Source organism: Candidatus Kryptonium thompsonii (assembly GCF_001535985.1).
Taxonomy (GTDB): Bacteria; Bacteroidota; Ignavibacteria; order Kryptoniales; family Kryptoniaceae; genus Kryptonium; species Kryptonium thompsonii.
Genome location: NZ_CZVS01000022.1, coordinates 26,417 through 51,652, shown reverse-complemented (window position 1 = coordinate 51,652; position 25,236 = coordinate 26,417). Strand labels below are relative to the sequence as shown.

21 protein-coding genes are annotated in these 25,236 nt (G+C 37.1%); 10 read left to right on the top strand and 11 right to left on the bottom strand.

What is annotated here, in order from left to right:
* Window positions 1–27 precede the first annotated feature (27 nt).
* Genes AWW78_RS04035 through AWW78_RS04025 form a run of 3 tightly spaced genes read left to right on the top strand, consistent with a single transcriptional unit; the run spans window position 28 to window position 6,357 of the window.
* Window positions 28–1,485, top strand: a complete 1,458-nt coding sequence (locus tag AWW78_RS04035) for a CCA tRNA nucleotidyltransferase (RefSeq protein WP_047133253.1) — start codon at window positions 28–30, stop codon at window positions 1,483–1,485.
* Complete coding sequence (locus AWW78_RS04030; RefSeq protein ID WP_047133252.1) at window positions 1,457–3,943, top strand: DUF5916 domain-containing protein; 2,487 nt, start codon at window positions 1,457–1,459, stop codon at window positions 3,941–3,943. The genes AWW78_RS04035 and AWW78_RS04030 overlap by 29 nt, the downstream gene beginning before the upstream one ends.
* A 17-nt stretch (window positions 3,944–3,960) precedes the next feature.
* Complete coding sequence (locus tag AWW78_RS04025) at window positions 3,961–6,357, top strand: S9 family peptidase (protein ID WP_047133251.1); 2,397 nt, start codon at window positions 3,961–3,963, stop codon at window positions 6,355–6,357.
* 36 nt (window positions 6,358–6,393) lie between these two features.
* On the opposite strand, the gene AWW78_RS04020 is transcribed toward AWW78_RS04025, so the two are convergent.
* The 11 genes from AWW78_RS04020 to AWW78_RS03970 all read right to left on the bottom strand — a co-directional run bounded on the left by AWW78_RS04020 (window position 6,394) and on the right by AWW78_RS03970 (window position 19,303).
* Window positions 6,394–7,716, bottom strand: coding sequence for a DUF1302 family protein (locus tag AWW78_RS04020; protein ID WP_047133250.1), 1,323 nt, complete (start codon window positions 7,714–7,716; stop codon window positions 6,394–6,396).
* A 13-nt stretch (window positions 7,717–7,729) separates the two neighbouring features.
* The gene (locus AWW78_RS04015) at window positions 7,730–8,533 is read right to left on the bottom strand and encodes a DUF3108 domain-containing protein (RefSeq protein ID WP_047133249.1); all 804 of its coding nucleotides are present in this window, start codon (window positions 8,531–8,533) and stop codon (window positions 7,730–7,732) included.
* A gap of 3 nt (window positions 8,534–8,536) precedes the next feature.
* Window positions 8,537–9,268: an outer membrane lipoprotein-sorting protein gene (locus AWW78_RS04010; protein WP_159421245.1), complete on the bottom strand. Its 732-nt coding sequence runs from the start codon at window positions 9,266–9,268 to the stop codon at window positions 8,537–8,539.
* Between the two features lie 13 nt (window positions 9,269–9,281).
* On the bottom strand, window positions 9,282–11,558 hold the full coding sequence (locus tag AWW78_RS04005) for an efflux RND transporter permease subunit (RefSeq protein ID WP_047133247.1): 2,277 nt from the start codon (window positions 11,556–11,558) through the stop codon (window positions 9,282–9,284).
* A 13-nt stretch (window positions 11,559–11,571) separates the two neighbouring features.
* Complete coding sequence (locus AWW78_RS04000) at window positions 11,572–12,150, bottom strand: TetR/AcrR family transcriptional regulator (protein WP_047133246.1); 579 nt, start codon at window positions 12,148–12,150, stop codon at window positions 11,572–11,574.
* A 188-nt stretch (window positions 12,151–12,338) separates the two neighbouring features.
* A complete protein-coding gene (locus AWW78_RS03995) occupies window positions 12,339–13,361 on the bottom strand; it encodes a zinc-binding dehydrogenase (RefSeq protein WP_047133278.1) in 1,023 nt (340 codons plus the stop codon).
* A gap of 14 nt (window positions 13,362–13,375) precedes the next feature.
* On the bottom strand, window positions 13,376–14,518 hold the full coding sequence (locus tag AWW78_RS03990) for a heparan-alpha-glucosaminide N-acetyltransferase domain-containing protein (protein WP_047133245.1): 1,143 nt from the start codon (window positions 14,516–14,518) through the stop codon (window positions 13,376–13,378).
* Complete coding sequence (gene gltX, locus AWW78_RS03985) at window positions 14,515–15,957, bottom strand: glutamate--tRNA ligase (RefSeq protein ID WP_047133244.1); 1,443 nt, start codon at window positions 15,955–15,957, stop codon at window positions 14,515–14,517. Before gltX ends, AWW78_RS03990 begins: the two co-directional genes overlap by 4 nt.
* 100 nt (window positions 15,958–16,057) lie before the next feature.
* Complete coding sequence (locus tag AWW78_RS03980; RefSeq protein ID WP_047133243.1) at window positions 16,058–17,206, bottom strand: acyl-CoA dehydrogenase; 1,149 nt, start codon at window positions 17,204–17,206, stop codon at window positions 16,058–16,060.
* Window positions 17,203–18,084, bottom strand: coding sequence for a 3-hydroxybutyryl-CoA dehydrogenase (locus AWW78_RS03975; RefSeq protein ID WP_047133242.1), 882 nt, complete (start codon window positions 18,082–18,084; stop codon window positions 17,203–17,205). Before AWW78_RS03975 ends, AWW78_RS03980 begins: the two co-directional genes overlap by 4 nt.
* A gap of 40 nt (window positions 18,085–18,124) precedes the next feature.
* A complete protein-coding gene (locus AWW78_RS03970) occupies window positions 18,125–19,303 on the bottom strand; it encodes an acetyl-CoA C-acetyltransferase (RefSeq protein ID WP_047133241.1) in 1,179 nt (392 codons plus the stop codon).
* Between the two features lie 174 nt (window positions 19,304–19,477).
* Here AWW78_RS03970 and upp point away from each other — a divergent pair, with 174 nt between their 5' ends.
* From upp to ahcY, 7 genes are all read left to right on the top strand, one after another.
* Entirely contained in the window at window positions 19,478–20,107 is a 630-nt protein-coding gene (upp, locus tag AWW78_RS03965) for a uracil phosphoribosyltransferase (protein ID WP_047133240.1), read from the top strand.
* Between the two features lie 15 nt (window positions 20,108–20,122).
* Window positions 20,123–21,124, top strand: a complete 1,002-nt coding sequence (locus tag AWW78_RS03960; RefSeq protein WP_047133239.1) for a FecCD family ABC transporter permease — start codon at window positions 20,123–20,125, stop codon at window positions 21,122–21,124.
* Window positions 21,125–21,127: 3 nt separating this feature from the next.
* A complete protein-coding gene (locus AWW78_RS03955) occupies window positions 21,128–21,661 on the top strand; it encodes an LOG family protein (RefSeq protein WP_047133238.1) in 534 nt (177 codons plus the stop codon).
* A gap of 62 nt (window positions 21,662–21,723) precedes the next feature.
* Window positions 21,724–22,056, top strand: coding sequence for a nucleotidyltransferase family protein (locus tag AWW78_RS10900; RefSeq protein ID WP_320410028.1), 333 nt, complete (start codon window positions 21,724–21,726; stop codon window positions 22,054–22,056).
* Window positions 22,037–22,720 (top strand): sugar phosphate nucleotidyltransferase, encoded by a 684-nt coding sequence (locus AWW78_RS03950; protein WP_320410027.1) that lies wholly within the window; start codon window positions 22,037–22,039, stop codon window positions 22,718–22,720. Before AWW78_RS10900 ends, AWW78_RS03950 begins: the two co-directional genes overlap by 20 nt.
* Window positions 22,721–22,750: 30 nt before the next feature.
* Window positions 22,751–23,920, top strand: coding sequence for a methionine adenosyltransferase (metK, locus tag AWW78_RS03945; RefSeq protein ID WP_047133237.1), 1,170 nt, complete (start codon window positions 22,751–22,753; stop codon window positions 23,918–23,920).
* A 35-nt stretch (window positions 23,921–23,955) separates the two neighbouring features.
* The gene (gene ahcY / locus AWW78_RS03940) at window positions 23,956–25,233 is read left to right on the top strand and encodes an adenosylhomocysteinase (RefSeq protein WP_047133236.1); all 1,278 of its coding nucleotides are present in this window, start codon (window positions 23,956–23,958) and stop codon (window positions 25,231–25,233) included.
* Window positions 25,234–25,236 lie beyond the last annotated feature (3 nt).

Genomic DNA, 25,236 nt, shown 5'->3' with positions numbered 1-25,236 from the left:
TTGAAAACAAATTTGATACTTGATGTTATGAACATATTTGCGGATTTAATTGAGATACAAGATAAAATAGGGAAACCAATTGGAAAGCTAGCTGTTGAAACCAATTTTGAGGCTTATGTCGTCGGTGGTTATGTGCGTGATCTTCTACTTGGTAAAGAGGTTAAAGATGTTGACATCCTTGTGATAGGTGAGGGGATAAAGTTTGCGAAAGTTGTTGCGAGACATTTTAAAAAGAAAGTCACAGTTTATGAGCAGTTTAGAACAGCGATGATCTCACTTGAGGATAGAAAAATTGAATTTGTGGGTGCAAGAAAGGAAAGTTACCGCAGGGATTCAAGAAAACCGATAGTTGAGGATGGAACACTTGATGATGATCTTGCAAGAAGGGATTTCACGATAAATGCAATTGCAGTTTCAATAAATGAAAAAACTTTCGGTAAAGTTATAGATCCGTTTAATGGGAGAAAAGATCTTCACGACAAAATAATAAGAACGCCCCTTGATCCCGAAAGAACTTTTGATGATGATCCCTTGAGAATGATGAGAGCGATAAGGTTTGCATCCCAGCTTGGATTTGAGATAGAGGAGAAAACTCTTTTGGCTATAAAAAAGATGAAGGAACGCTTGAACATTGTCTCGCAAGAAAGAATCACCGATGAATTTTTGAAGATAATGCAATCGCCAAAACCGTCAATTGGATTAAAATTGATGCAAGAAACGAGTGTTATGAGCATTATTTTGCCTGAGGTTTCTGAACTTGCTGGAACAGAACAAAGAGCGGAATCGGAAAATGAAAACGTTGCTCGTTATCATCATAAGGATGTCTTTCAACACACGTGCCAAGTTGTTGATAACCTTGCGGCGGTAACCGATAATGTTTGGCTACGTCTTGCGGGTTTATTTCATGATATAGCTAAGCCAAGAACGAAGGCATTCAAGGAGGGCGTTGGGTGGACATTCTATGGACATGATGTTCTCGGTGCGAAAATGGTTCGCTCGATTTTCAGAAGAATGAAGCTCCCGATGGATAAATCAAAATATGTTGAGAAACTTGTCCTGCTTCATCTCCGTCCAATGTTTTTGGTTGATGAAAGCGTAACTGATTCAGCAATTCGCAGGTTAATAGTTCAAGCTGGCGAGGATCTTGATGATCTTATAAAGCTTTGTAGAGCAGATATCACAACGAGAAACCCCAAACTTGTTGCAGAATATTCAAGGAACTATGATATAGTTGTTCAAAAAATTAAAGAAGTTGAAGAAAAGGATAGATTAAGGGCGTTTAAATCACCTGTGGATGGAAATGAGATAATGCAGGTGCTTGGTTTAAAACCAGGACCGCTTGTTGGTCGTCTAAAGAAAGCGATAGAAGAAGCCATACTTGAAGGAATAATTCCAAACGAACATGACGCTGCGTTTGATTACCTGATGAAAATAAAAGATAAAATAATTTCAGAATATGAAGCTGAACATAATCAAAAAGAATAAGGAACTCCAGATGATATTGGGATTATTATTGTCTTTTTCTGTCTTATTTGCCGACTTGCTCTTCTCTCACAATTCGCAGGGCAAAACTGCTGTAGCCATAAAAATCAATGAAGAAATAAAAATTGATGGTGATCTCTCGGAGCAAGCATGGAAGAAAGCTATACCTATTTCTGATTTTGTTCAACTTGATCCCTATGAAGGTGAAAATCCGAGCGAGAAAACAGAGGTTAAAATTTTGTACAATGACAAGGCAATTTATTTGGGGTTCATCCTTTATGATTCGGAGCCAGTTAAAATAGTTTCACGACTGACAAGGCGAGATAGAGATGTTGAATCAGATAAAATCAACATAATATTTGATACATTCCATGATCACAAAACTGCTTATTTTTTCTCTGTAAATTCCGCAGGAGTTAAAGTCGATGGGATCATCACAGGAGACGGTTCAAGGTTTGATACCGAATGGGATGGGATATGGGAAGCAAGCACGAAGATAACTGATATAGGTTGGGTATGTGAAGTTGAGATACCGTTTGCGACATTAAGATTTGCCACTGGCAAGGAGTGGGGGGTCAATTTTGAAAGATATATAAGTAGAAAGAAAGAGCTTGTTCAGTGGGCTTTAATTTCAAAAAAGGAGACAGGTCGGGTATCGAAAATTGGTCATTTGGAAGGACTCAATGAAATTAATTCTGCTAAAGGCGTGGAAATCTATCCTTATGTTGCTCCAAAACTTATTTTTTCACCCGAGTCGGAATTAAATGTTGGAACTAAAGATTTCAGATTTGACTTTGGAGTTGACTTGAAATATAAAATAACGAATGATTTTGTTTTAAACGCAACTTTTAATCCTGATTTCAGTCAGGTTGAAGCAGACCAAGTTGTTTTGAATTTAACAACTTACGAGACATTTTATCCTGAAAAGAGACAATTTTTCACCGATGGTTCCCAATTTTTTACTTTTGGTGCCCCTGGTGGTAGAGGTGGTGGAGGAAGATTTGCGGGAATGCAAATTTTTTATTCACGAAGGATAGGTAAAAGACCTTCTGGATTTCCCGCGGTTCCAGAGGGTGGGAAAGTTATTTATTTCCCTGAAAGAACTAAAATTCTCAATGCTATTAAATTGACAGGGAAAACTCAAAATGGGATATCGCTTGGATTTATAAACGCCCTGACGAGTCCGGAGAAAGCAACAGTAAGCGATTCACTTGGGAATAAATATAAAGTGTTGGTTGAACCGCTTGCTAACTATTCTGTTCTACGACTTCAAAAGGATATAATGAACAACTCTGCGGTCGGATTTATACTGACGAATACTTCTAAAAGCGGCGCAATTCCGTCAACTGTAAGTGGTCTCGATTGGGATTTGAGATTCAAAAGCAATACTTATTCTTTTGTTGGATTTGTTGCTTTTTCAAAAACATCCCGCAACAATGGAAGACCTGCATCCGCTGGTAGGTTTTCAATCGGAAAAATTGCTGGTAAAAATTTTCTTTACTCGACTAGTTATGATTATACCGCGAGAGGATTTTATATAAATGATGTTGGTTTTTTCCGCAGAGATGATGATCACGGCGGGACGACCGAGCTGAGGTTTAAACAGGATATAAAACCATTTTGGATAATCAGGAGATATTATGCTGGGCTCAGATATAATTACAGATGGAATTTCGATGGCGTGACGATCATGCGTGGGATTGGTTTTGATCAAATGATTGAATTTTTAAATTATTGGTCGTTTTCAGTTTTTGGTTTTTATAGCCCTTGGAAAGTTTATGATGATAGGGAAACAAGAGGTAATGGGCTTTATCTTGGAAAAAGCAGGTATAATGTTAATTTTTCATTGCGCAGTGATTCGAGAAAAAATGTTGTGATCAATCTTGAATATGGATTCGGAGAATGGGGCTTTGAGGAAAATGAAAGCGTGAAGAGATGGCAGAATAGGTATGAGATGAGTATTATGTTTAAACCAGCCGATTGGATGGAGTTTGAGATAGAAAATCAGCTGAGATTTGTTAGAAATGAGGAGGCGTGGGTTGAAAATATCGGAATTAATGGTGGCTACTTCAGCATTTTTGGAGATAGATCAACAGATGAATTTGATCTCACCTTGCGTGGAACTGTAAATTTCACACGCGACCTAAGTTTTCAAATTTACGCCCAAACATTTATCGCGAAAGGGCATTATCAAAATTTTAAAATTTTGAAAACCCCTGAACTGCTCGTGCCATATGATTATACCAAAAATCCGGATTTTAATTCTCAAACTTTTAACCTAAATCTTATCGTTCGCTGGGAGTATAAATCCGGAAGCGTGTTATATTTTGTAATTACTCAGTCCCGAAATAATAGGGATAGCGATTATTTCAAAAGTTTGTCCAGAAATATCGCGGGGGTATTTAAAGCACCAGCTTTAAGCGGAATTTACCTTAAGTTGAATCATGGTTTAATAATTTAAACAAACGGAGGAAGAACATGAGAAAAGGAATCTTATTTTTTCTTGTCATAGTTTTTTCATTGCTTTGTTTCACATTTGCACAAACTCAGCAGAAAAAGTTTACAATCCGTGATATGCTTTCAATTAATGTAGTTTCCCAAATGGATATTTCTCTGGATGGAAAAAGTGTTGTCTTTGTGCTTTCAAAAGCTGATTTCGAAGAAAGCAAATACAGAACAGATCTTTACCTTGCTTCGGTGGAAACTGGTGAGGTAAGACAGTTAACATTTTCAAACGAAGATGAAAGAAATCCAAAGTTTTCTCCTGATGGCAAATTTATAGCTTTCATATCAAACCGTAAATCAGATCCACAGGAAAAGGAGACGAAAAATCAAATATGGCTTCTTCCAGTTGATGGTGGTGAGGCTTTCAAATTGACAAATGCCCCTGAGGGTGTAATTTCATTTCAATGGATGCCTGATGGTAAAAATATACTTTATCTGACACAGGAGACGCTCCCCAAGCCCGAAAAAGAGAAGAAGGAACGAGATAAAAAGTTAAAATTTGACCCAACTGTTGTTGATAAAGAAAAGTATCGGAAGGAATTTTATATTGTTGATGTAAAGACAAAAAAGGAAAGAAAAATTTTTACTGGGGATTATGGGATTGAACAATTTGATGTTTCTCCCGACGGGAAATTTGTCGTTTATAACACAAACTATACGGGTGATATTGATGATAGCAAAAAATTTGATCTTTGGCTCTTAGAAGTTGAAACAGGGAAATCAAAGCAACTCACGAAAAGACCAGGTGGGGAAAGGCAACCGAAATGGTCTCCCGATGGTAAATATATAGCTTTCGTTGCTGATCTTGACCCAAAGTTTACATATTCGCAAGAGGAACTTTTTATTGCTGATCCGCAAACGGGGGAAATTAAAAATTTGACCGAGAAGTTTGATGTTGGGATTGTAAGTTATGAATTCTCAAAGTCGGAACCAGGAAAAATTTATGCAAGAACTGCGAGCGGAGTTTATACTCATATTTACACAATTTCAATTAACGATGGGACGATAAAGGAATTTTTGGGTGGCGAAAGAGTTTTTGGTGATATCGCAGTCTCTGATAAAGTTCTTGCGTTCCTTGTTGAGGATAAGACAAGTGCTCCAGATGTATATGTGTTGAAAAATGGTGAGTTAAAGAAATTAACAGATTTAAATCCACAACTTAAAAACTTTACATTCGGCGAGCAAACCGTTATAAGATGGAAGAGTTTTGACGGATGGGTGATAGAAGGAGTGCTTGTAAAACCTGTTAATTTTGAGCAAGGCAAAAGGTATCCGATGCTTGTCGCTGTTCATGGTGGACCTTACGGAAGGATTCAAGATATACTTCGTCAGTATTACAATCTTCAAGTATGGGCAAATGAAGGTTATCTTGTCTTTGCCCCGAACTTTAGAGGAAGCTCTGGATATTCAAACAAGTTCGGTATAGCTAATTTCAAAGATCTTGGTGGTGGTGATTTTAAAGACATAATGGCTGGAATTGATTACATTGTAAAAGAACTTAAAATCGCAGATGAAAATAAAATCGGCATATTTGGGGGAAGTTATGGCGGTTATATGACGAATTGGGCTATCACTCAAACCGATAGATTTAAAGCAGCTGTTTCAATGTTTGGAATATTCAATCTTATCACGGATTACAGCAACTCTTATCTTCCGAGCTGGGAGCCTGATTATCTTGGCGATTATTATTGGAATAATCTTAAAATTTACCTTGAGCGTTCGCCATTTTATTATGTCAAAAACATAAAAACACCTGTCTTGATAATGCATGGAGATGAAGATCCAAATACTTTCATAAGCAATTCAAAGGAAATGTATCAAGCTTTGAAACATCTTGGTAAAACAGTTGAATTTGTTCGCTATCCCCGTGAGGGTCATGGATTTAGAGAGCCAAATCATAGAATAGACGAATTCTATCGTTGTCTTGCGTGGTTTAATAAATATCTTCTTGGAATTGAACCAGAGAAAAAACCACTTGTTCGAGTTGATGAATGGGTTGAGACGGATGAATGGGCGATAAAAGTGGTAAATGCGAATAAAAATGTCAATTATTCTGGCTTCGATACATCGAAAAAGTTTATTGAGGTTGAAATCCTTTTCAGGGCAAAAGAGAATGCAAAACCATTGGAGATAAATTTGTTGAGTGATTTTACGCTTATCTCTTCCGACGCTTCTGCAAGTCCTGCTGGTGTTCCCGTTGAAGTTAGCGGGGTTAAAGGATTACTGGTGGGCAATGTTAAAGCAAGCATTAATGCGAAGGATGAAAAGCAGTATTATCCACTTAGGGTTGCCTTCGATGTTACAGGTTTAAAAGGTGAGATGAGGCTTAGAATTTCGAAATTTCCACAATTCGAATTTTTGATTGATTAATTTCAAAAGGGCACGCCGAAAGGCGTGCCTTATTTATTAAAAGCTATATTTGACCTTTAAATAAATCTCATCCCTATCGCTCAATCTACCAAAAGTTGTCCTGCCCTTACCTTCAATTAGTCTTACGCCAATGGTGAATTCTAAGTTATCGATTGGGTTATAAGATATCTGCGGATTGTAAATCAGTGCATAATTATTTTTTACATCTTTCGCTCGTTTGAACTCGAACCCACCACTAAGAAAGTTAAATTTGACTTTGTCATTCATAAATTTTCGTTCAAAATTAAACACAATGTAATTTCTTAAATTTTCACGCCCCCGTTCATGAAGAAAGCCGTGAAGATATTGAACATTAGCATAAATTCCGTTTTTAAATGTATAATCGAAACCAAGGACAAACCTTGTGTAATTTTCTTTTTTAAGGATTGTTTCACTCTTTTGAATTGGGATGTTTGAAATTACAGTTTCAAGGATAACTTCTTCGGGATAGAATATTCCAGCTTCTCCCCAGACGCCAATTCCTTTTATATCACCAGTGAGATCAAAACCAACAATTTTCATCTTTGGAAAGAATAAAAGCACAGAATCAGGGACAAACTTACCGTCCTTGAACTTACCAGAAACTTTGTATGGTATTGGGATATCATCTCTTCCGTACACATAACTTAAAGAAAAGGCAAACCCAAGGATATCTCTTTTTGATATTTTCAGACCAAACTTTGATGCTTCTTTAAGTGAAGGATCAGGATTTTGAATTTGAGTTTGAATCTGGGTTTGAATTGCTCCCGGGAAAAATTCATCTGTAAAGATTTTCACCCAATCACCACGAGGCAAAACAGCAGGTGTAAATGTTGGAATAAAAACACTTGTGAAGGTGAAATCACCAATGTAATATGAAAGTTTAATTGCGTTTGATCCAAGATGTCTTCCGTAATCCCATATATCTTCAAGGTCATCTGGGTTCAAGTTATCTGTTGGGTTTAATTTATCTGCAGTTCCCCACGCAATTCTTTGCCTTCCAACCTTAAGATCAAGGTTGTCAATGAGAAAATCTTTCACATCAACATACGCTTCACGAATTTTAATGTCAACTGGTTCGACATAATTTCTGTCTAAAAGGTCTGATATTTTTTTAACATCACTTGAGCCGAAATTTCTAACCCAGATTTCAGAGTAAAATTTTACATTTTCAAGTTCAACTTGCCCTGTTAAGTTAAGTCGGTATTCTTCCCACGATATGGTTTTGTCTTTTAGTTTCACTCTGTCGTCCGCTTGAATGTATCCGCCGATTTGAAGATTTTGAGAAATTAAAAGAGCGCTTTGAATAAAAATCAAAGTTATAATTTTGAGCGCTTTCATACCTTTGCAGGCATCAATTTGTTTTTAAAGGTGGTTTCCATTTATCTTTTTCCCATTTTGAAAGTTCAAGGCGAACAATACCGAGAAAAGTGTTAAAAGTTGCTTTGATTGGAACTCTTGCCCAGTCGTCTGAAAGCCATCCACTAAATTCACCTGTTATCCCAGCCAATTCCTTACTTACAAATGATGCGTATCCATTAAATTTGATCGTTTGAACCTCTGAATCAAATGCTGAAATTTTTACATCTTCTTTCTGTTCCAAAAAATCAAATCTTACTTTTTCAACCTTTATAATAAATGGTGGTCTCTCAAGTTTTTCCTCTGTGGCAAATAACAGGGGAAGATAAACCACAACCCCAGCACCACACAATTTTCTCGCAACAAAAAATGCAGTTATCCCATGATAATATATATCCGGATAGGGAATTGACTTCTGCCCAATAACTGTGCCATTTCTTATATCAAATTGTTTTGCGACTATTTCATTTTCTTTTCTTAAAAAGGTTGTTTTTAGTGGAAGCCCATTTTTCGTCTCATAAACGTTGAGGTAGCTGTTGAAAGGATTTTCCTTATGAAATTTGCTTTCAAAGGTGTAGTTTACATTTACGAAAAAGATATACGGGTTTGACTCAACATGAATTCTTGAATAGATGCTATCACCTTCAACCTTTGTCCATACCCTTATCTTCCCGAGATTTAGAAATTTCCAGTAAACATCGTACTCAAGATACTCAGAGCTGAATTTAAAATCATCAGCTGTTAAGTTGTTAAAAAAACATAAGAGTGAAAGGATAAATAATAAAATGGCTTGTTTCATTTTTTATCTCTCAAGATTTCTTAATGTGAAAATGTCATCGCTTAAATTTGTGTCAAATTTGATGTCTTCGAGCATAAGTTTAGTTGTATGGTTTTTTCTGAGATCTTTCATTTCGGTTTCAATAGCTATCCAATAATTACCAACTTTTTCAATTCTTCTCCGGGTTAAAATTTTGCATAGGTTACCAGCCTTATCATAGTATTCGATTTTTTCAGGGTAAAAATTATCTGTTCTTGCATACATGATAAGCTTTGAATAATCACTTGTCCTTCCTTTTCTTGGTGTTAGTTTCAAAACATAGTGAAATTCATCTTTTCTTAAAAGCTCTGGTTCCCATTTCTCTGAATAAGTTAACGCTTCCATATCTTCATAGGTAAAGTCTGTACCTGCAAAATTTTGATTTTTGATGTGCGACGCTATGCGTCTACTTTTCTTGAAAGCTGGAAGATAGACATAATTTACATCTTCCGGTAGGGATAAAAATCCAATCCCCTTTATATCTGCGGGTTCCGTAAATTTTACTAGTCTCTTGTTCGTTCCTTTTTGATACATAAGTGCCTCCCGATGCATCTCTTTGCCGTTCTTGTCTATTAATATAACCTTTGATTTGTAGAATTGATCTTTGGGGGCGTATGAAACATCGTCAACCTTTTTTAAAATTTCCACAGCAGTGAGCTGTGCAAATAAGATATTTGTTGTGAAGACTAATGATAATGCAAGGGCTAAGTAGCGCATTTTTATTCCTCCTTCATGCATTTGTTTTAACTTTTTCAACCTCAGTTTCACAAAGCATCTTCTTCAAAAACTTTGGTTTCGTCGTCAGAATTATCGCTGGCAATAAAATCAATGTTGCCCCACTGGATAGAAACATCGTAAGTAAAATTAAGATCCCAAATCTTTGCAATGGTATCACGCTTGCAAAAATAAGCACTGCAAAGCCAAGGGCAACTGACAAGGCGTTTATTAGAATCGCAACACCCGTTGTGCCAATAACCTTACTTATTGCTTCTTCAAAAGAATAACTTTGTCCAAGCTCAACCTTTAACCTATTCATAAAATGAATTGAATAATCTATTCCCATTCCAAGAGAAACCCCAGCAATTAAAACAGTGGCGATGTCAAGTGGAATTCCGTAATAGCCCATGAATCCATAAATAACAGCAATTGTTAGAGAAACAGGAATTATCCCAAGAATCCCACCTGAAATTGAGCCAGTTTGGAATATCATTATTAAGAAGACAAAGATTAGAGCGAAGATTAAACTTTGAATTTGACTTTTGATTATCGCATCGTCGAGATGTTTATAAATTAAGGGCATCCCCGTTTGTTCAAATTTTACATTGTTCCCCTTGTCGGAAACCGAATTAAAGTAGGATTGAATTTTATTGACGAGTTCCGAAATTTTATTTGAGCTTGCATATGTCACCATCGCTTGAATTATCGCCTCATCTTTATCTGGCGAGACAAGTTGATTAAAAATTTCCTCGCCCTCTATCAGAAAAATTAGATTTGCAATTTTTTCTCTTGTTTCAGGTATCTTTCTACCTTCACCCATTACATGATTCATCTCTTCAATTATATCAACAATTGATTGTGGGTTATGAACATCTTCAAGCGATTTCAGAAAATCCTCAACCTTTTTAATTTCCTGTAGAACTTGCGGGTCTTGCACATCCCCCTTTACTAAAACATACAAAGGCAACGATCCCCCAAAATTTCGCTTTAACATCTCTTCCGTAGCCCTTACATTTGTCTCAGGCTTGAAATATTCAAGTATGCTAACTTCTCTGTTAATTTTAAAAATTCCAATGGCAGATGCCAAAACTATTAAAATCGAAAAAAGCAAAATCGGATATTTTAATTTTGAAATTAACTTTGTGATTTTTACCGCTGGCTTTTTATCAAGCTGAGGCTTTGAAACTTTGTTTGTTTTTTTACCTTGTTTTAAAAGGGATAAAATTGAGGGTATCAATGTAAGTGATATAATGAGGGAAAATAGAACACCGACGCTTGTAAAAATTCCAAATTCCTTTATCATTGTTAAGTATGAGCCATAGATAAACGATAGAAATCCTGCAATTGTTGTAATCCCAGCAAGGAACACTGGTAGTGAAATTTCTGAAAGAGTGATTTCGGCTCTTTCTCTGGGGTCGGTTATAAATAAAATTTCGTTGTATTTATTTACGATGTGTATTCCATAAGCAGTTCCAATTGCTGTTAAAATTACAGGTATTGTATTTGAAATTATGGTCAATGGTATGTTTAAGATTGCCATCAGCCCAAGCGTCCAGATTATACTGAAACCCGCACTGAGAAATGGTATTATAACACCCTTTAGGTTCCTAAAGCTCAAAAATAAAATCACAAGCATTACAAACCCGACCATTGGGGTTAATATCTTCAAGTCATCAATTATCAATTTATTCATATCAATCATCTGAAATGGCAGCCCCCCGTAGTAAACTTTTCCCTTGATTCTCTCTGCCTCAACTACTTTTTTGATTTCCCTTGCTACACTTTCTTTATCTACACCTTCTTTTAACCTACATAATATCAGCGTGATTTTTGCATCGCTTGATATGAGATTTTTGTACAGATCTTTTGAGAGGACATAATTTTTTATTCTATTTAATTCTTGGGGATCTTCGGGTATCTCGTTGATTAGCTTCCCTATCTCAATTCCTTCTTCTGTTCCCTTTATATCAATTGTGTTTGTTAAGCTGGTGACATAGGAGATACCTTCAACATATTTTAATTTTTCCGTCAAGTTGTAGATATCTTTAAGCACTTCATAATCAAAGATGTCCGCAGATTCAATTGCCACTATGGCAGTTAGATTCCCGCCGTATTTGTCCCCAATGTATCGGGCGAGCTTAACGGCTTCGTCAGTTTGAGGGAGATAGGAAGTAAAGTCTGAGTTGATTTTTATTTTCTTAATTGAATATGCAAAGAATAGAGTTAAGGCAAAGGTTAGAGAAATAAATATCCATCTGTATTTTATGATGAAATGTGAATATTTTTTCATCGTTTATTTAATTTTATTTTCTCGTTATCCCGTAAAACAAAATTTCAAGGAGATTGTCGATGTCTTTTTCCGTCCACCTCGTGTTGCCCCGAAAAATCCATGCTTCAAATCCTTTGAGGGCGATTAAAATTGCAGTAGTTGTAATTTCAACATCTTTTACTTTAAAAATTCCCTTGGCGATGCCCTCCTTTAAAATTTGGCTTATCGTGTTTTTCTCTTCTTCATCGTATTTACCTCTGAATTTCTCGATAAATTTATAATTTTCAAGATATTCATCTTTGATGGCGCTGTAGAAATTTGCAAGTTGTTTGAGCGCTTTCATTCTTGTTATTATGTAAGCTCTAAGTTTATCTTGTGGAGTGTTTTCTTGGGATATCGCCTTTTTAATTCGCTCTCGAAGAACTTCCGCTTCCTGTTCGATGACTGCTTGAAATATCTCTTCTTTATTTTTGAAGTAATAATAAAGTGAGCTTTTGGTTTTTCTTGCTGCTTTGGCAATTTCTTCCACGGTCGTTTTTTTGAATCCAAACCTTGCGAAGATATCTTTCGCTATTTCAACGATTTCATTTCTCGTTTTTTCAATGTCGATCATATTGAATTTTTGACCAATTTGTTCTTTTAGTCAAAAATAATATAAAGATAAAAAGTTGAAAAGTCAAGCTAAAATGTTTTTCAACTTTTGAAAGATTTTGGTGAATAAAGTATATTGGGGCTGTGAATCTTCCCTCGGAGAGTGCAAAAAGCAGGCGAACAGAAGCGTTGGATTAAAAGATTATATGATCAAATTTTTAATACAACTTTCCCAAAGGCTTCTCTATTTTCAAGTATTCTATGGGCTTCTTGCGCTTCTTCAAGCGGTAGAACTGTGTGGATCACTGGTTTCAATTTACCATTTTGGAAAAATTTCAAAACTTCCATTAACTCCGCCTTGCTCCCCATGTAAATTCCCTCGATTGATAAATTTTTACCATACACAAACCTAAGTTCGATTGGAACCTCGCTTCCGCTTGTCGCACCTAATGTTATCAATTTGCCTCCCTTTTTCAGTGACTTCAAACCTTTCATAACTGTGTCAAATCCAACATGATCAAGGATGAGATCTATCCCCTCGCCCTGTGTTTCAATTTTTAATCTCTCTTGAAAATCTTCCTGTTTATAGTTTATTAACACATCTGCGCCAAGTTCTTTTGCCTTTTCGAGTTTTGTATCGCTTCCAGCTGTTGTGAAAACAATTGCATTAAAAAGTTTTGCAATTTGAATTGCTGCAATCCCAACGCCACTTCCCGCTGCATGAATCAAAACTTTCATTCCCGGTTTTATATTTCCCCGCGTTACAAGTGCGTGCCATGCAGTTAAAAACACGAGTGGAACAGATGCGGCTGATTCAAAATCAAGGTTAGGTGGGATCGGCAGAACATTTTGAGCAGGTAAAACAACATATTCAGCATAAGTTCCATCTTTTTGAACTCCAAGTATATGATAGAGTTTACAAAAGTTTTCCCTTCCAGACGCGCATTCCTGACAAATACCGCAACCAATTCCGGGCGAAATTAGAACTTTCTCTCCAACTTTTAAATGGTTAACTCCCTCTCCAACCTCTACTATTATTCCAGCTCCATCAGCGCCAAGAATATGTGGAAATGGAATCTTGAAAAGACCTTTTCTAACCCAAATGTCAAGATGATTTAAACTTGCTGCTTTAAGTTGAATTAAAACTTCCCCAGCTTTTGGTTTTGGTTCAGGTAGATTCATTAATTTAAGTTTATCGTTCCCGCCAAACTCGTTGATAGCGATAGCTCTCATTTTTGCTCCCATTTTTAGTATGGATTTATGAAAAATACAAGTAAGATCACACTGACAAATGCATACTTGATATAGTCAACCAAATGATGTTTACTTTGCTTCGTTATATGTAAAAAGTAGGAAATTAAAAATGTGGTAGTTGCCAAGATTAGAAAGAAAGCAAAGACAATGTGATAACTTAACATATTGCCCCAAACTGCTGAAAGTGATAAGCCTGGGTTTATGGGGCTTCCATAAATGATCATAAGATGAAAAACATAAGCGAAGAGCGATTCCATTCCAAGGATTTGTAATGGGTGGACTTTTAAATTTACATTTTTTTCAACTTTCATCACCAGATAAAACAGAACAATTACAAACGAGAGACGTGAAACAGAAAGAAATGGACTTGAATAGATAAGGAATTGATTTGGATTAAACAATTTTTCATATACAAGCTCTAAAGTGAAAGCAAGTGGAAGCGCAAGCAGTGAAATTTTATAGATTTTATTTAGGAAGAGCTCTGAATTTTCGGAACTTGACGCGCTTATAAATTTGTAGCCGATATAATTCCCGAACAAGATGTAGCCTATCCATGGGAAAAGGGGAAATTTAGAGCCGTTGAAAGTATTTAAATATTGAGATATAGGTAAGGGAAGAAATTTTGCGAAGTCAATCATAAACAAAAATGGCGAAATTAGAAAAGCAAAAATACCCATGTAGAGTGATAATTGTGAAAATTTAAACGCGTCTTTCAGCAAAAATAAGCTTATTTGAAGAATCAGTAGGGAAATTCCGATAACTTGCAAAACATCTGATGAAAACAGAACTGAAAGTGTTTCAAAATTTGACTCGGTTATTGTTTTTTTGAGGGATAAATAGGGGAGATGGAGGAAGTAGCCAAGCAGTGTTATGAAGAGAAATTTTCTTATCCGTTTTAGAAACTTTTGTGAAAATTTTAAATAGTCTTCGACATATTTTATTGTTGTTATAGCAAAAGCGAATCCGGATATGAAAAGAAACATCGGAGCGGTGAATCCGCGGAAGATTGTGTAGAGTTGAAAAGCGAGGCTTGTTTTTTCGTCAGGACTTAGTAGGGCATCGGCTGTATGTCCGTGTAACATTAAAACTATTGCGAGACCTCGAAATACATCAATAAATCTCAAACGAAATTTCATAAGCTAATAAATTTCTCCAATCTTTGTTTTATCTTTTCTTTGCCGAAGTATTCAACGAGAAGGGGAAGCTCTGGACCGTGAGTTTTGCCCGTAAGGGCTATTCTTATCGGCATGAAAAGATTTTTGCCTTTTATGCTCGTTTCATTTTGAATTTCTTTCATCAACTGCTTGAATTTTTCTCTATCTATTTCACCATCGAGGTTTTGTAACTTTTGTATGAATTTTTCAAGTACGGTTTTACTTGTGTCAAGTTTTAAAATCTCTCGCGCTTCCCCATTTTCAATTTCAACTATTTCTGTAAAGAAAATATCAACATAGTCAACAATTTGGGCAAGGTATTCAAGGTGAGTTCTGACAGCTTCAACTATTATTTTTACTTTTTGAAAGTTTGAAACATCATATCCTTTCTCTTTTAGGAAGGGGATAGCAAGTTGAGTTATCCTATCGAGGTCAGAATTTTTAATATAATGCGAATTCATCCAGTTGAGTTTCTTTATGTCGAAAATTGCGCCAGCTTTATTAACTCTTTCAAGGGAAAATTCATTTATCAACTCATCAAGCTTGAAGAATTCTCTTTCATCGCCGGGGTTCCATCCAAGTAAAGCAATAAAGTTAACAATCGCCTCGGGTAAATAACCCTTAGCTCTATAATCTTCAACTGCGACATCGCCTTGGCGCTTGCTTAATTTTGTTCTGTCGGGATTAAGAAGCAGGGGCAAATGTGCAAATTGTGGTTTTTTCCAGTTTAAATATTCGTAAAGCAAAATATGTTTAGGCGTGCTCGGTAACCATTCTTCACCACGAATTACATGGGAGATTTTCATATAGTGGTCGTCGACGACGACGGCGAGATGGTATGTTGGAAATCCGTCAGATTTTAGAATTATCTGGTCATCTAAAGTTTTAAAATTTATGGTCACATCGCCTCGAATCAAATCGTGAAATGTTAGCTCACCCCATTCGGGAATTTTCATTCTTATTGTTTTAGGTATCCCCTCATCGAGTTTCTTTTTAACTTCTTCTTGGGATAGCCTTCTACATGTGCCGTCGTATCGTGGTTGTTGTTTTAGCTTTATTTGTTCTTCTCTCATTTTTTCAAGTCGCTCCGGGGAACAAAAGCAATAATAGGCATATCCTTTTTCGATAAGTTCTTGGGCATGTTTGCGGTAAAGTTCTAATCTTTGGGATTGAATGTAGGGTCCATAAGGTCCACCTTTGTTTGGTCCCTCGTCAAATTCAATTCCAGCCCAATGCAATGTTTCGATTAAATTTTCTATAGCCCCTGGGACAATGCGAGTTTGGTCTGTATCTTCTATGCGGAGGATGAATTGGCCGTTATGTTTTTTGGCAAAAAGGTAATTATAAAGTGCGGTTCTAAGGCCACCTACATGTAGAAATCCAGTTGGGCTTGGTGCAAAACGAGTCCTTATAGACACAATTACGAATAAACGAATTTAATTTTGTTTGGTTTTAAATATAAACAGATGAAGTTTTAAATCAAAACTTGACAAGCCCCGGGTCAATGCCGGGGCTTATGCGTTAAACTTTCATTTCAAGTAATTCTCTTGCGATAATTATTCGCTGAATTTCAGATGTTCCCTCGTAAATTTCTGTGATTTTCGAATCGCGAAGATATCTTTCGACAGGAAAATCTTTGATGTAACCATAACCTCCGTGAATTTGGACTGCTTCTAATGCTGCTTCAACTGCAACTTGAGATGCCATCAGCTTAGCCATTGACGCTTCTTTGACATATTTTTCGCCTCGATCTTTTTTCCATGCAGCGAGAAATGTTAATAACCTTGCTGCCTCAATTTTCGTTGCCATGTCCGCAATCTTAAATTGAATCGCTTGATGCTCTGCAAGGAATTTTCCAAATGTTTTTCTTTCCTTTGCATATTTTATCGACGCCTCAAGTGATGCCTGTGCAATTCCAAGTGCTTGAGCAGCTATCCCAATTCTTCCGCCGTTTAAGGTGGTCATTGCGATTTTAAACCCCATCCCTTCTTCACCAAGCCGATTGGCAACTGGAACTTTGCAATCTTCAAAGACAATTTGAGCAGTGTCTGAACTTCTAATTCCAAGTTTTTTCTCTTTTTTCGCCACGATGACGCCGGGAAAATCTTTTTCAACGATAAAGGCAGAAATCCCTTTTGGGCCTTTCTCTTTATCTGTTTGAGCGAAGACGATTAAAATATTAGCGTAGACGCCGTTTGTTATGAAGTTTTTTGTTCCGTTCAAGATATAAAAATCACCATCTCTGACAGCGGTAGTTCTTTGATTCGATGCGTCGCTTCCAGCTTCTGGTTCTGAAAGGCAAAAGGCACCAAGTAGTTCACCACGGGCAAGCCTTGGTAAATACTTTAGTTTTTGTTCCTCGGTCCCATAAATTTCAATAGGCCAGCAAACCAAGGAATTATTAACAGACATTATAACTCCGACAGATGCATCAACTTTTGAGATTTCCTCCATAGCAAGAACATAGCTAATTGTGTCAAGCCCAGCGCCACCATATTTTTCTGGTGTCATCATTCCCATGAAGCCGAGTTCGGCGAGTTTTTTGATTTCCTCGTGAGGGAATTCTTCTTTTTCGTCTCTTTCAGCTGCTTTTGGCGCTAATTCTTCAACCGCGAATTTTCTCGCGGTTTCTTTAATCATTAGTTGTTCTTCTGTAAGTTGAAAGTTCATTGTTGTGTTTTGTTATTTTGTTGTTGAGTATAGTCATAGAATCCTTTTCCGGTTTTCCTGCCGAGGTATCCGGCAGCAACCATCTTTTTTAGCAAGGGGCAAGGTCTATATTTTGGATCTCCAAAGCCTTCATAAAGGACATTCATAATTGAAAGGCACACATCAAGTCCGATTAAGTCTGCAAGCGCAAGTGGTCCCATTGGGTGGTTCATTCCAAGACGCATTACAGTGTCGATATCTTCTGCTGAAGCGACACCTTCCATAAGACAGTAAATTGCTTCGTTTATCATTGGCATTAAGATGCGATTTGAGACAAATCCTGGGTAATCCTTTACCTCGACAGGCGTTTTTCCAAGTTTTTCTGCTAATTCTTTTGTGATTTTGAACGTTTCATCTGATGTCTCATGTCCTCGGATAATTTCGACAAGCTTCATCACTGGAACAGGGTTAAAGAAATGCATTCCTATCACTTTATCTGGACGGTTTGTAGCGGAGGCGATTTCAGTGATTGAAATTGATGAAGTATTTGTAGCGAGGATAACTTCTGGTTTGCAAACGAGATCGAGGGATTTGAAAATATCTTTTTTAATTTTGACATTTTCAGTAGCTGCTTCGATTACAAAGTCCGCATCTTTAGCTCCGCTTTCAAGCGAAGTTAGTGTATTTATCCTGGCTATTGCTTGCTCTTTCTCTTCTTCTGTCATCAAGCCTTTCTTAATTTGCCTGTCCATATTTTGTCTTATCACATTTATAGCCTTTTCAAGAACGCTTTTGTTGATATCAATTAAATTTACAAGATAACCATTTTGTGAAAGAACGTGAGCAATTCCACTTCCCATTGTTCCAGCTCCGACAACTGTAACTTTCTTGATTTCCATGGTATGTGCTCCAAATTTTTGTTTTTGTTGTAGGATACCTTTAAACTCTTTCAACTATGACTGCGCTTGCTTCCCCTCCGCCAATACAAATTGCAGCAATTCCAAATTTTGCTCCTTTTCTTTCCATTGCGTAAAGAAGCGTTGTTAAGATCCTTGCACCACTTGCGCCAATTGGATGCCCAAGAGCTACAGCTCCACCGTGAATATTCATTTTTTCAATTGGAATTCCTGCAAGTTTTGATGTCGCTAAGGCGACGACGGCAAATGCTTCATTTACCTCGAATAGATCGATGTCTTCTTTTTTCATGTTTGCTTTCCTTAAAACCTTTTCAATCGCATCTACAGGTGCGGTTGTGAACCAAGCTGGATCTTTTGCGGCGGAGGTGTAGGCAACTATTCTTGCGAGGGGTTTAATGCCAAGTTCATCTGCTTTTTCTTTTGACATCAGGACGAGAGCTGCTGCGCCGTCGTTTATTTTTGATGCGTTCGCTGCTGTTATCGTACCGTTTGGATCAAAGGCTGGTTTTAGCTTAGGTATTTTATCAAAGACTACTTTTTTCGGTTCCTCATCTTCTGAGACAATTATCGGCTCTCCTTTTGGCTGTGGGACTGAAACAGGGACGATTTCGTTTTTGAAATAACCTTTTTCAATTGCTTCAAGAGCTCGTTTATAGCTTAACACTGCAAACTCATCTTGTTCTTCTCTTGAAATGTTGCATTCCCTTGCGCATAGTTCACCAGCATTGCCCATGTGAAAGTCATTATAAACATCCCAAAGTCCATCTTTTATCATTGAGTCAATTATTTGTGCATGTCCCATCCTATAACCAAATCTTGCCTTATCGAGAAGGTAAGGAGCGTTCGACATACTTTCCATTCCACCAGCAACAATTATATCGGCATCGCCAAGTTTTATAGCCTGTGTTGCGAGCATGACGGATTTAAGTCCAGAACCACAAACTTTGTTAATTGTCATACACTCGACTTTTGTTGGAAGTCCCGCAAAAATTGCTGCCTGTCTTGCTGGTGCTTGACCAACCCCAGCTGTTAAAACGCAACCCATTATAACTTCATCGACCATTTCCTTTGGAACATTTGCTCTCTTTAATGCCTCCTCAATTACGATCGCACCAAGTTTAGGAGCTGGTAAAGGACTTAAAGCCCCGTTAAATGAACCAATTGGGGTTCTGCATGCGCTGGCTATTACTACCTCTCTCATGTTACCTCCCGAAGGTTAATTTTTGGTTTGAAAGTTTCAAACTTGAAATGTGCTCTTTTACTTGCTTTTTTGTTTTTCAAAAATATACTTAATTCAGATTTAACATTCAACTTTGCAAAAAATTGCATTTTCAAATTTGAGTTTTTAACTTAATGCAAAAACTCAAAAGTGATTATGGAAAATCTTTTTATCATCGACCATCCGCTCATTAAAAGAGATCTTACTTACCTTAGGGACAAGAATACGCCGAGCTCAACTTTTAGGGTTATTTTAAGAAGGTTGACATCTTTGATGGCTTTCGAGATAACTAAGGATTTGGAGCTTTTGGTTAAGGAAGTTGAAACTCCGCTGGAAGTGACGCAGGGTTATGTTTTGAAAAGTGAGGTCGTTCTCGTTCCTATTTTAAGGGCTGGGCTTGGTATGGTTGATCCGTTTCTTGAATTAATACCTGAAGCGAGGGTTGGGCACATTGGGCTTTATCGTGATGAGGAAACTTTAAAGCCAGTTGATTACTATTTTAAACTTCCCAAAAATCTTGATAAAAGCATTGTCATAGTTCTTGATCCGATGCTCGCAACGGGTGGGAGCATTTGTACAGCGATCTCATATCTTAAAGCAAAGGGAGCAAGCAGAATTAAAGTAGTTAGCCTTATTGCAGCACCAGAAGGAATTAATAAATTAACCACCGAGCATCCAGATGTTCAAATTTATATTGCTGTTCTTGATAGACAGTTGAATCAAAGAGGTTTTATTCTTCCAGGGCTTGGTGATGCTGGTGATAGGGTATTTGGAACCGAAAACTAAAATTGATTTTGTGGATTGAAGCTGAAGAAGTTAATTCTTTACAATTTTATCCTTCTCCTTAGTCTTTTTTCTTTGTTTTTAATTTCGATTTCAATTGGGGGTTCTGAAACTGGAGTGAAAATGGAGATTGGGCGAATTTTAAATTTTCTAAAAGGGCAATCCGATGAAATTGATAGGGTTGTAATTTTACATCTGCGTTTCCCAAGAATTTTAACTTCTATATTTTCAGGTGGGGGACTGGCTGTTGCAGGGGCTATATTGCAGGCGATCATAAGAAATCCACTTGCCGAGCCTTATATCCTTGGTATTTCAAGTGGTTCAGCTTTTGGTGCGGTTGTGTCGATATTATTGCTTGGTTCTTTTTCTTTTGCATTAACTCCAATTTCAGCACTTGTTGGTTCTTTGTTTGTAACTGCGCTGGTTTACTTGCTTGGCAGGAGAAGGGGTTTAATTGATATAAATACAATGTTGTTAAGTGGGATAATGATAGGTGCTTTCTTTTCCGCTTCAATTTTAATCATAGTAACTTTATCAAATGAATCGGTAAAAAATGTCATTTTTTGGCTTCTTGGAAATCTTGCGAATGTTAATTTGTGGCAATCTATTTTAATCATGGTTGTTGTGTTAATTTTTTCGCTGTTAACTTTCATCTATTCAAATCGTCTCAATTTGATCGCAATGGGTGATGAAATCGCAACGCAACTTGGGGTTGATGCGGAGGTTACAAAAAGATCAGCTTATTTTGTTGCTTCAATTTTAACAGCTGTTATAGTTTCAAACACTGGGATAATAGGTTTTGTTGGGCTTGTGGTTCCACATATATGTCGTCGTGTTTTTGCTGTTGATTACAGGATTTTAGTGCCGACATCTTTTTTCGTTGGAGCGATAACATTGCTTTTTGCTGATACGCTTGCTCGAATCATCTTATATCCGAATGAGCTTCCCGTCGGTGCGATAACTGCGCTTTTCGGCGCTCCATTTTTTATTTATCTTTTAAGAAAACAAACTTTAAGTTGAGGTATGAGTGAAAAAGTCGTGACGATTTTCGGGAGTTCAAAACCGATTGAAGGAGAAGATGAATATGAATTTGCAAGAAAGCTTGGATATGAACTTGGAAAGATTGGATTTACGATTTGTAATGGTGGTTATGGTGGGACAATGGAGGCAACATCAAGAGGTGCAAAAGAGGCAGGGGCTAGGACAATTGGGGTTACGGTTTCTACTTTTAGAGCAAGTGCTAACAAATGGGTCGATAAGGAGATAAAGGCGAGGGACTTATTCGAGAGGTTAAAAATTTTGATTGAAAAAGGCGATGCTTACATAGTTTTAAAGGGGGGCACTGGAACTTTAGTTGAGTTATCACTTGTGTGGGAGTTGATTAACAAAGGATTAATTGAACCAAAGCCGTTTGTGGCTGTTAATTTTTGGGCTCCTATTGTTGAGACGATCTCGGAACAACTTAGATATGAATCGAGAGCAAACGCAGTTGAGTATATAAAAATTATAGGTGATATAGACAAAATTGTTGAATACATAGAATCAAAGCTTTTATAATTGAAAAAAATGATTTGATTTTTTATATTAAATCGAACCTAATAAAAAAGAGGTTTCTTAAAATGAAGGCTGTGATACCAGTTGCAGGTGTAGGGACAAGATTGCGACCACATACTTATACTCAACCTAAGGTGTTGCTAAATGTTGCTGGCAAACCGATACTTGGGCATATAATAGATAAACTTGTCGAGAACTCAATAAAGGATATTTTGCTTATAGTTGGTCATCTTGGTGAGATGATAAAAAATTATGTTGAATCCAGCTATCCAGATGTAAGGTTTGAGTTTATTGAACAGAAAGAACCACTTGGGCTCGGACATGCAATTTATTTGGCGGGCGAAGCTTTTAAAGATGAAGATGAGATTTTGATAATTCTTGGCGATACAATTTTTTGATTTCGACATTTCGAAGTTTTTGAAGAGTAAGTTCACAACAATTGGGGTTAAAGCTGTTGAAGACCCACGAAGATTTGGGGTCGTAATTCTCAATGGGGATAAATTTGCAAGTAGGCTTATCGAGAAACCATCAGAACCAGAGAGCAATCTTGCGATCGTTGGAATTTATTTAATAAAGAATCCAAAACTTTTAAAGGAGGCCTTGGATGAGGTTGTAAAAGGAGAGATTAAAACAAAGGGCGAATATCAACTTACAGACGCTCTTCAATTGATGGTAAATAAAGGTGAAAAGATAACTGTTTTTGAAATTGATGGGTGGTATGATTGTGGTAAGCCGGAGACACTTTTAGAGACCAATAAATTTTTGCTTCAGAAAAATAATGCCGGTTTAATTAAATTTGGAAAGTTTGAAAATGTTTTGCTCATTCCACCTGTTTATATATCTCCGACGAGTAAAATTGAGAACTCAATAATTGGTCCATACACAACAGTTTCTGATGATGTTGAGATTTCATCTTCAATAATTCGTAACTCAATTATAGGTGATGGAGCTAAAATTCAGAATGCGCTTCTTGATTCATCTATTGTCGGGAGTGGGGTAGTGTTAAGAGGGGACTACAAAAGGGTTAACATTGGTGATTCATCCGAAATTGAATTTTACTAAATTAAAACTTAAACTAAAAAAGGAGAATAAATGGGAAAGCTATTCACTTCTGAATCGGTTGCCGAAGGACATCCTGATAAAATCTGCGATCAAATTTCCGATGCTGTTCTCGATGCCTTCCTGACACATTATCCGGAATCTAGGGTGGCTTGTGAGGTATTTGTGACGACTGGACTTGTTGTAATTGGTGGTGAGATAAAGGCGCCCGAAGATGTTAGGGCAAAGATTGATTTTGATCAACTTGCAAGGGATGTCATCAAGGATATCGGCTATGATAGGTCGGAATATCAATTTGATTATCGATCTTGCGGTGTTATAGTTACAGTTAAATCTCAATCACCGGATATAGCAAAGGGGGTTGACAAAGGAGGCGCTGGAGATCAAGGTATGATGTTTGGCTATGCATGTAGGGAAACGCCCGAACTTATGCCGATGCCAATTATGTTTGCTCATAAACTGATGAAGCGTCTTGCTTATGTCAGGAAAAAAACTGATTTAATGCCATACTTAAGACCCGATGGAAAATGTCAAGTGACGATTGAATATGATAACACAGGTAAACCAGTTAGAGTTGATACGATTGTTTTTTCAGTTCAACACGATGAAAGGTATAAAGGGAAAAAGTTAACATCGAAAGATATCGCTGAAGATTTAAAAGAGTTTGTTATAAAGGAGGTTATACCGGAAGGATATCTTGATAAAAAGACAAAGTATCACATCAATCCAACTGGCTCATTCGTAATTGGTGGACCACATGGTGACACTGGACTTACGGGGAGAAAGATAATAGTTGATACATACGGTGGTAGGGCACCGCACGGCGGTGGTTGTTTCTCTGGAAAGGACCCAACCAAAGTTGATAGAAGCGCAGCTTATGAAATGAGACATATTGCGAAAAATATTGTTGCAGCTGGACTTGCCGATGAGTGTTTGATACAAGTTGCCTATGCAATAGGTGTAGCAGATCCAGTTGCAATTTATATAGATACGAAAGGAACTGGAAAAGTCCCTGATGACTTGATTGCTGATTTCATAAGAGAAAATCTCGATCTCTCGCCACGAGGAATAATTGATAGACTCAAACTTCAAAGACCTATCTATCGCAAAACAGCTGTTTATGGTCATTTCGGGAGAAACGAACCCGAATTCACATGGGAAAAGCTTGATTATGTTCCCATGTTTAAAGAACTTTTAAAATGAAAAATCAAAAACAAACTAAAGGAGAACATTTTTAAATGGATGAAGTAAAAGGCGTGTACAAAGTTAAAGACTTGTCACTTGCTGATGAAGGACTTAAGCAAATACGCTGGGCTGAAAGCAGGATGCCCGTTTTAATGGCTTTAAGAGAAAAATATAGCAAAACAAAACCGTTCAAAGGCTTTAAAATTGCTGGATGTCTTCATGTGACTAAGGAAACCGCTGTGCTAATAAAGACATTTGTCGAATGCGGAGCGGAAGTTAGCTGGAGTGGATGTAATCCGCTTTCAACTCAGGATACGATAGCGGCAGCTCTTGCGAAGCAAGGAATTTCAATCTTTGCTTGGAATGGAATGAGCGTTGATGAATTTTATTGGGCAATTGAACAGACATTGCATATAAAACCTAACTTAACGCTTGACGATGGAGCTGATTTAATTTTCACAATACATAGTAAGCATCCCGAACTCATCCCCGATATAATTGGAGGGACAGAGGAGACGACAACAGGAGTAAAAAGGTTAAGGGCGATGGCTGAGGCTGGGGCTTTAAAATATCCCATCATAGCTGTTAACGATGCTGAAACGAAATGGGACTTTGATAATGTGTATGGGACAGGGCAATCGACTCTGGATGGGATTTTAAGGGCGACAAGTATTTTAATTGCTGGTAAGAATGTAGTCGTCGCTGGATATGGGCATTGTGGAAAGGGTGTTGCAATGAGAGCAAGAGGGCTTGGAGCGAATGTGATTGTGACTGAAGTTAGACCAATTGCTGCGTTAAAAGCTGTACTTGATGGCTTTACGGTTATGCCGATGAAAGAAGCAGCGAAAGTTGGAGATATTTTTATCACGGCTACAGGTGTTAAGGATGTCATAACCGAAGAACATTTCAAAGTTATGAAAGATGGCGCTATAGTTTGTAATACGGGACATTACGATGTTGAGATAAATCTTGTTCAGTTGAAAAAGATGGCAAAAAGCATAAAAGAGATAAGAAATAATGTTGAAGAATATCTTTTGAAAGATGGAAGGAGAATTTTTGTCCTTGCAAAGGGAAGACTTGTAAATCTTGTTGCTGCAGAGGGACATCCGTCTGAAGTTATGGATATGTCATTTGCGAATCAATTCATGGCTCAACTTAGACTCGTTGAATTATTTAAGAAAGGGAAAAAGCTTGAACCCAAAGTATATGAAATTCCGCCAGAACAAGATGAGGAAATCGCTGAGCTTAAATTAAAAACTATGGGAATTAAAATTGACAAGTTAACCAAGGAGCAAAAGGCTTACATCAAAGATTATAGCGCTGGAACATAAACA

Bases quoted from the DNA above. Each gene is read 5' to 3' on its own strand.
- AWW78_RS03980 (WP_047133243.1), bottom strand. From the start codon at position 17,206: ATGAACTTTCAACTTACAGAAGAACAACTAATGATTAAAGAAACCGCG.
- AWW78_RS03995 (WP_047133278.1), bottom strand. From the start codon at position 13,361: ATGAGAGCTATCGCTATCAACGAGTTTGGCGGGAACGATAAACTTAAA.
- AWW78_RS03955 (WP_047133238.1), top strand. From the start codon at position 21,128: ATGAGTGAAAAAGTCGTGACGATTTTCGGGAGTTCAAAACCGATTGAA.
- AWW78_RS10900 (WP_320410028.1), top strand. From the start codon at position 21,724: ATGAAGGCTGTGATACCAGTTGCAGGTGTAGGGACAAGATTGCGACCA.
- AWW78_RS03975 (WP_047133242.1), bottom strand. From the start codon at position 18,084: ATGGAAATCAAGAAAGTTACAGTTGTCGGAGCTGGAACAATGGGAAGT.
- AWW78_RS04025 (WP_047133251.1), top strand. From the start codon at position 3,961: ATGAGAAAAGGAATCTTATTTTTTCTTGTCATAGTTTTTTCATTGCTT.
- AWW78_RS04015 (WP_047133249.1), bottom strand. From the start codon at position 8,533: ATGAAACAAGCCATTTTATTATTTATCCTTTCACTCTTATGTTTTTTT.
- AWW78_RS04000 (WP_047133246.1), bottom strand. From the start codon at position 12,150: ATGATCGACATTGAAAAAACGAGAAATGAAATCGTTGAAATAGCGAAA.
- AWW78_RS04035 (WP_047133253.1), top strand. From the start codon at position 28: ATGAACATATTTGCGGATTTAATTGAGATACAAGATAAAATAGGGAAA.
- AWW78_RS04005 (WP_047133247.1), bottom strand. From the start codon at position 11,558: ATGAAAAAATATTCACATTTCATCATAAAATACAGATGGATATTTATT.
- AWW78_RS04010 (WP_159421245.1), bottom strand. From the start codon at position 9,268: ATGCGCTACTTAGCCCTTGCATTATCATTAGTCTTCACAACAAATATC.
- AWW78_RS03990 (WP_047133245.1), bottom strand. From the start codon at position 14,518: ATGAAATTTCGTTTGAGATTTATTGATGTATTTCGAGGTCTCGCAATA.
- upp (WP_047133240.1), top strand. From the start codon at position 19,478: ATGGAAAATCTTTTTATCATCGACCATCCGCTCATTAAAAGAGATCTT.
- AWW78_RS04020 (WP_047133250.1), bottom strand. From the start codon at position 7,716: ATGAAAGCGCTCAAAATTATAACTTTGATTTTTATTCAAAGCGCTCTT.
- ahcY (WP_047133236.1), top strand. From the start codon at position 23,956: ATGGATGAAGTAAAAGGCGTGTACAAAGTTAAAGACTTGTCACTTGCT.
- AWW78_RS04030 (WP_047133252.1), top strand. From the start codon at position 1,457: ATGAAGCTGAACATAATCAAAAAGAATAAGGAACTCCAGATGATATTG.
- AWW78_RS03970 (WP_047133241.1), bottom strand. From the start codon at position 19,303: ATGAGAGAGGTAGTAATAGCCAGCGCATGCAGAACCCCAATTGGTTCA.
- metK (WP_047133237.1), top strand. From the start codon at position 22,751: ATGGGAAAGCTATTCACTTCTGAATCGGTTGCCGAAGGACATCCTGAT.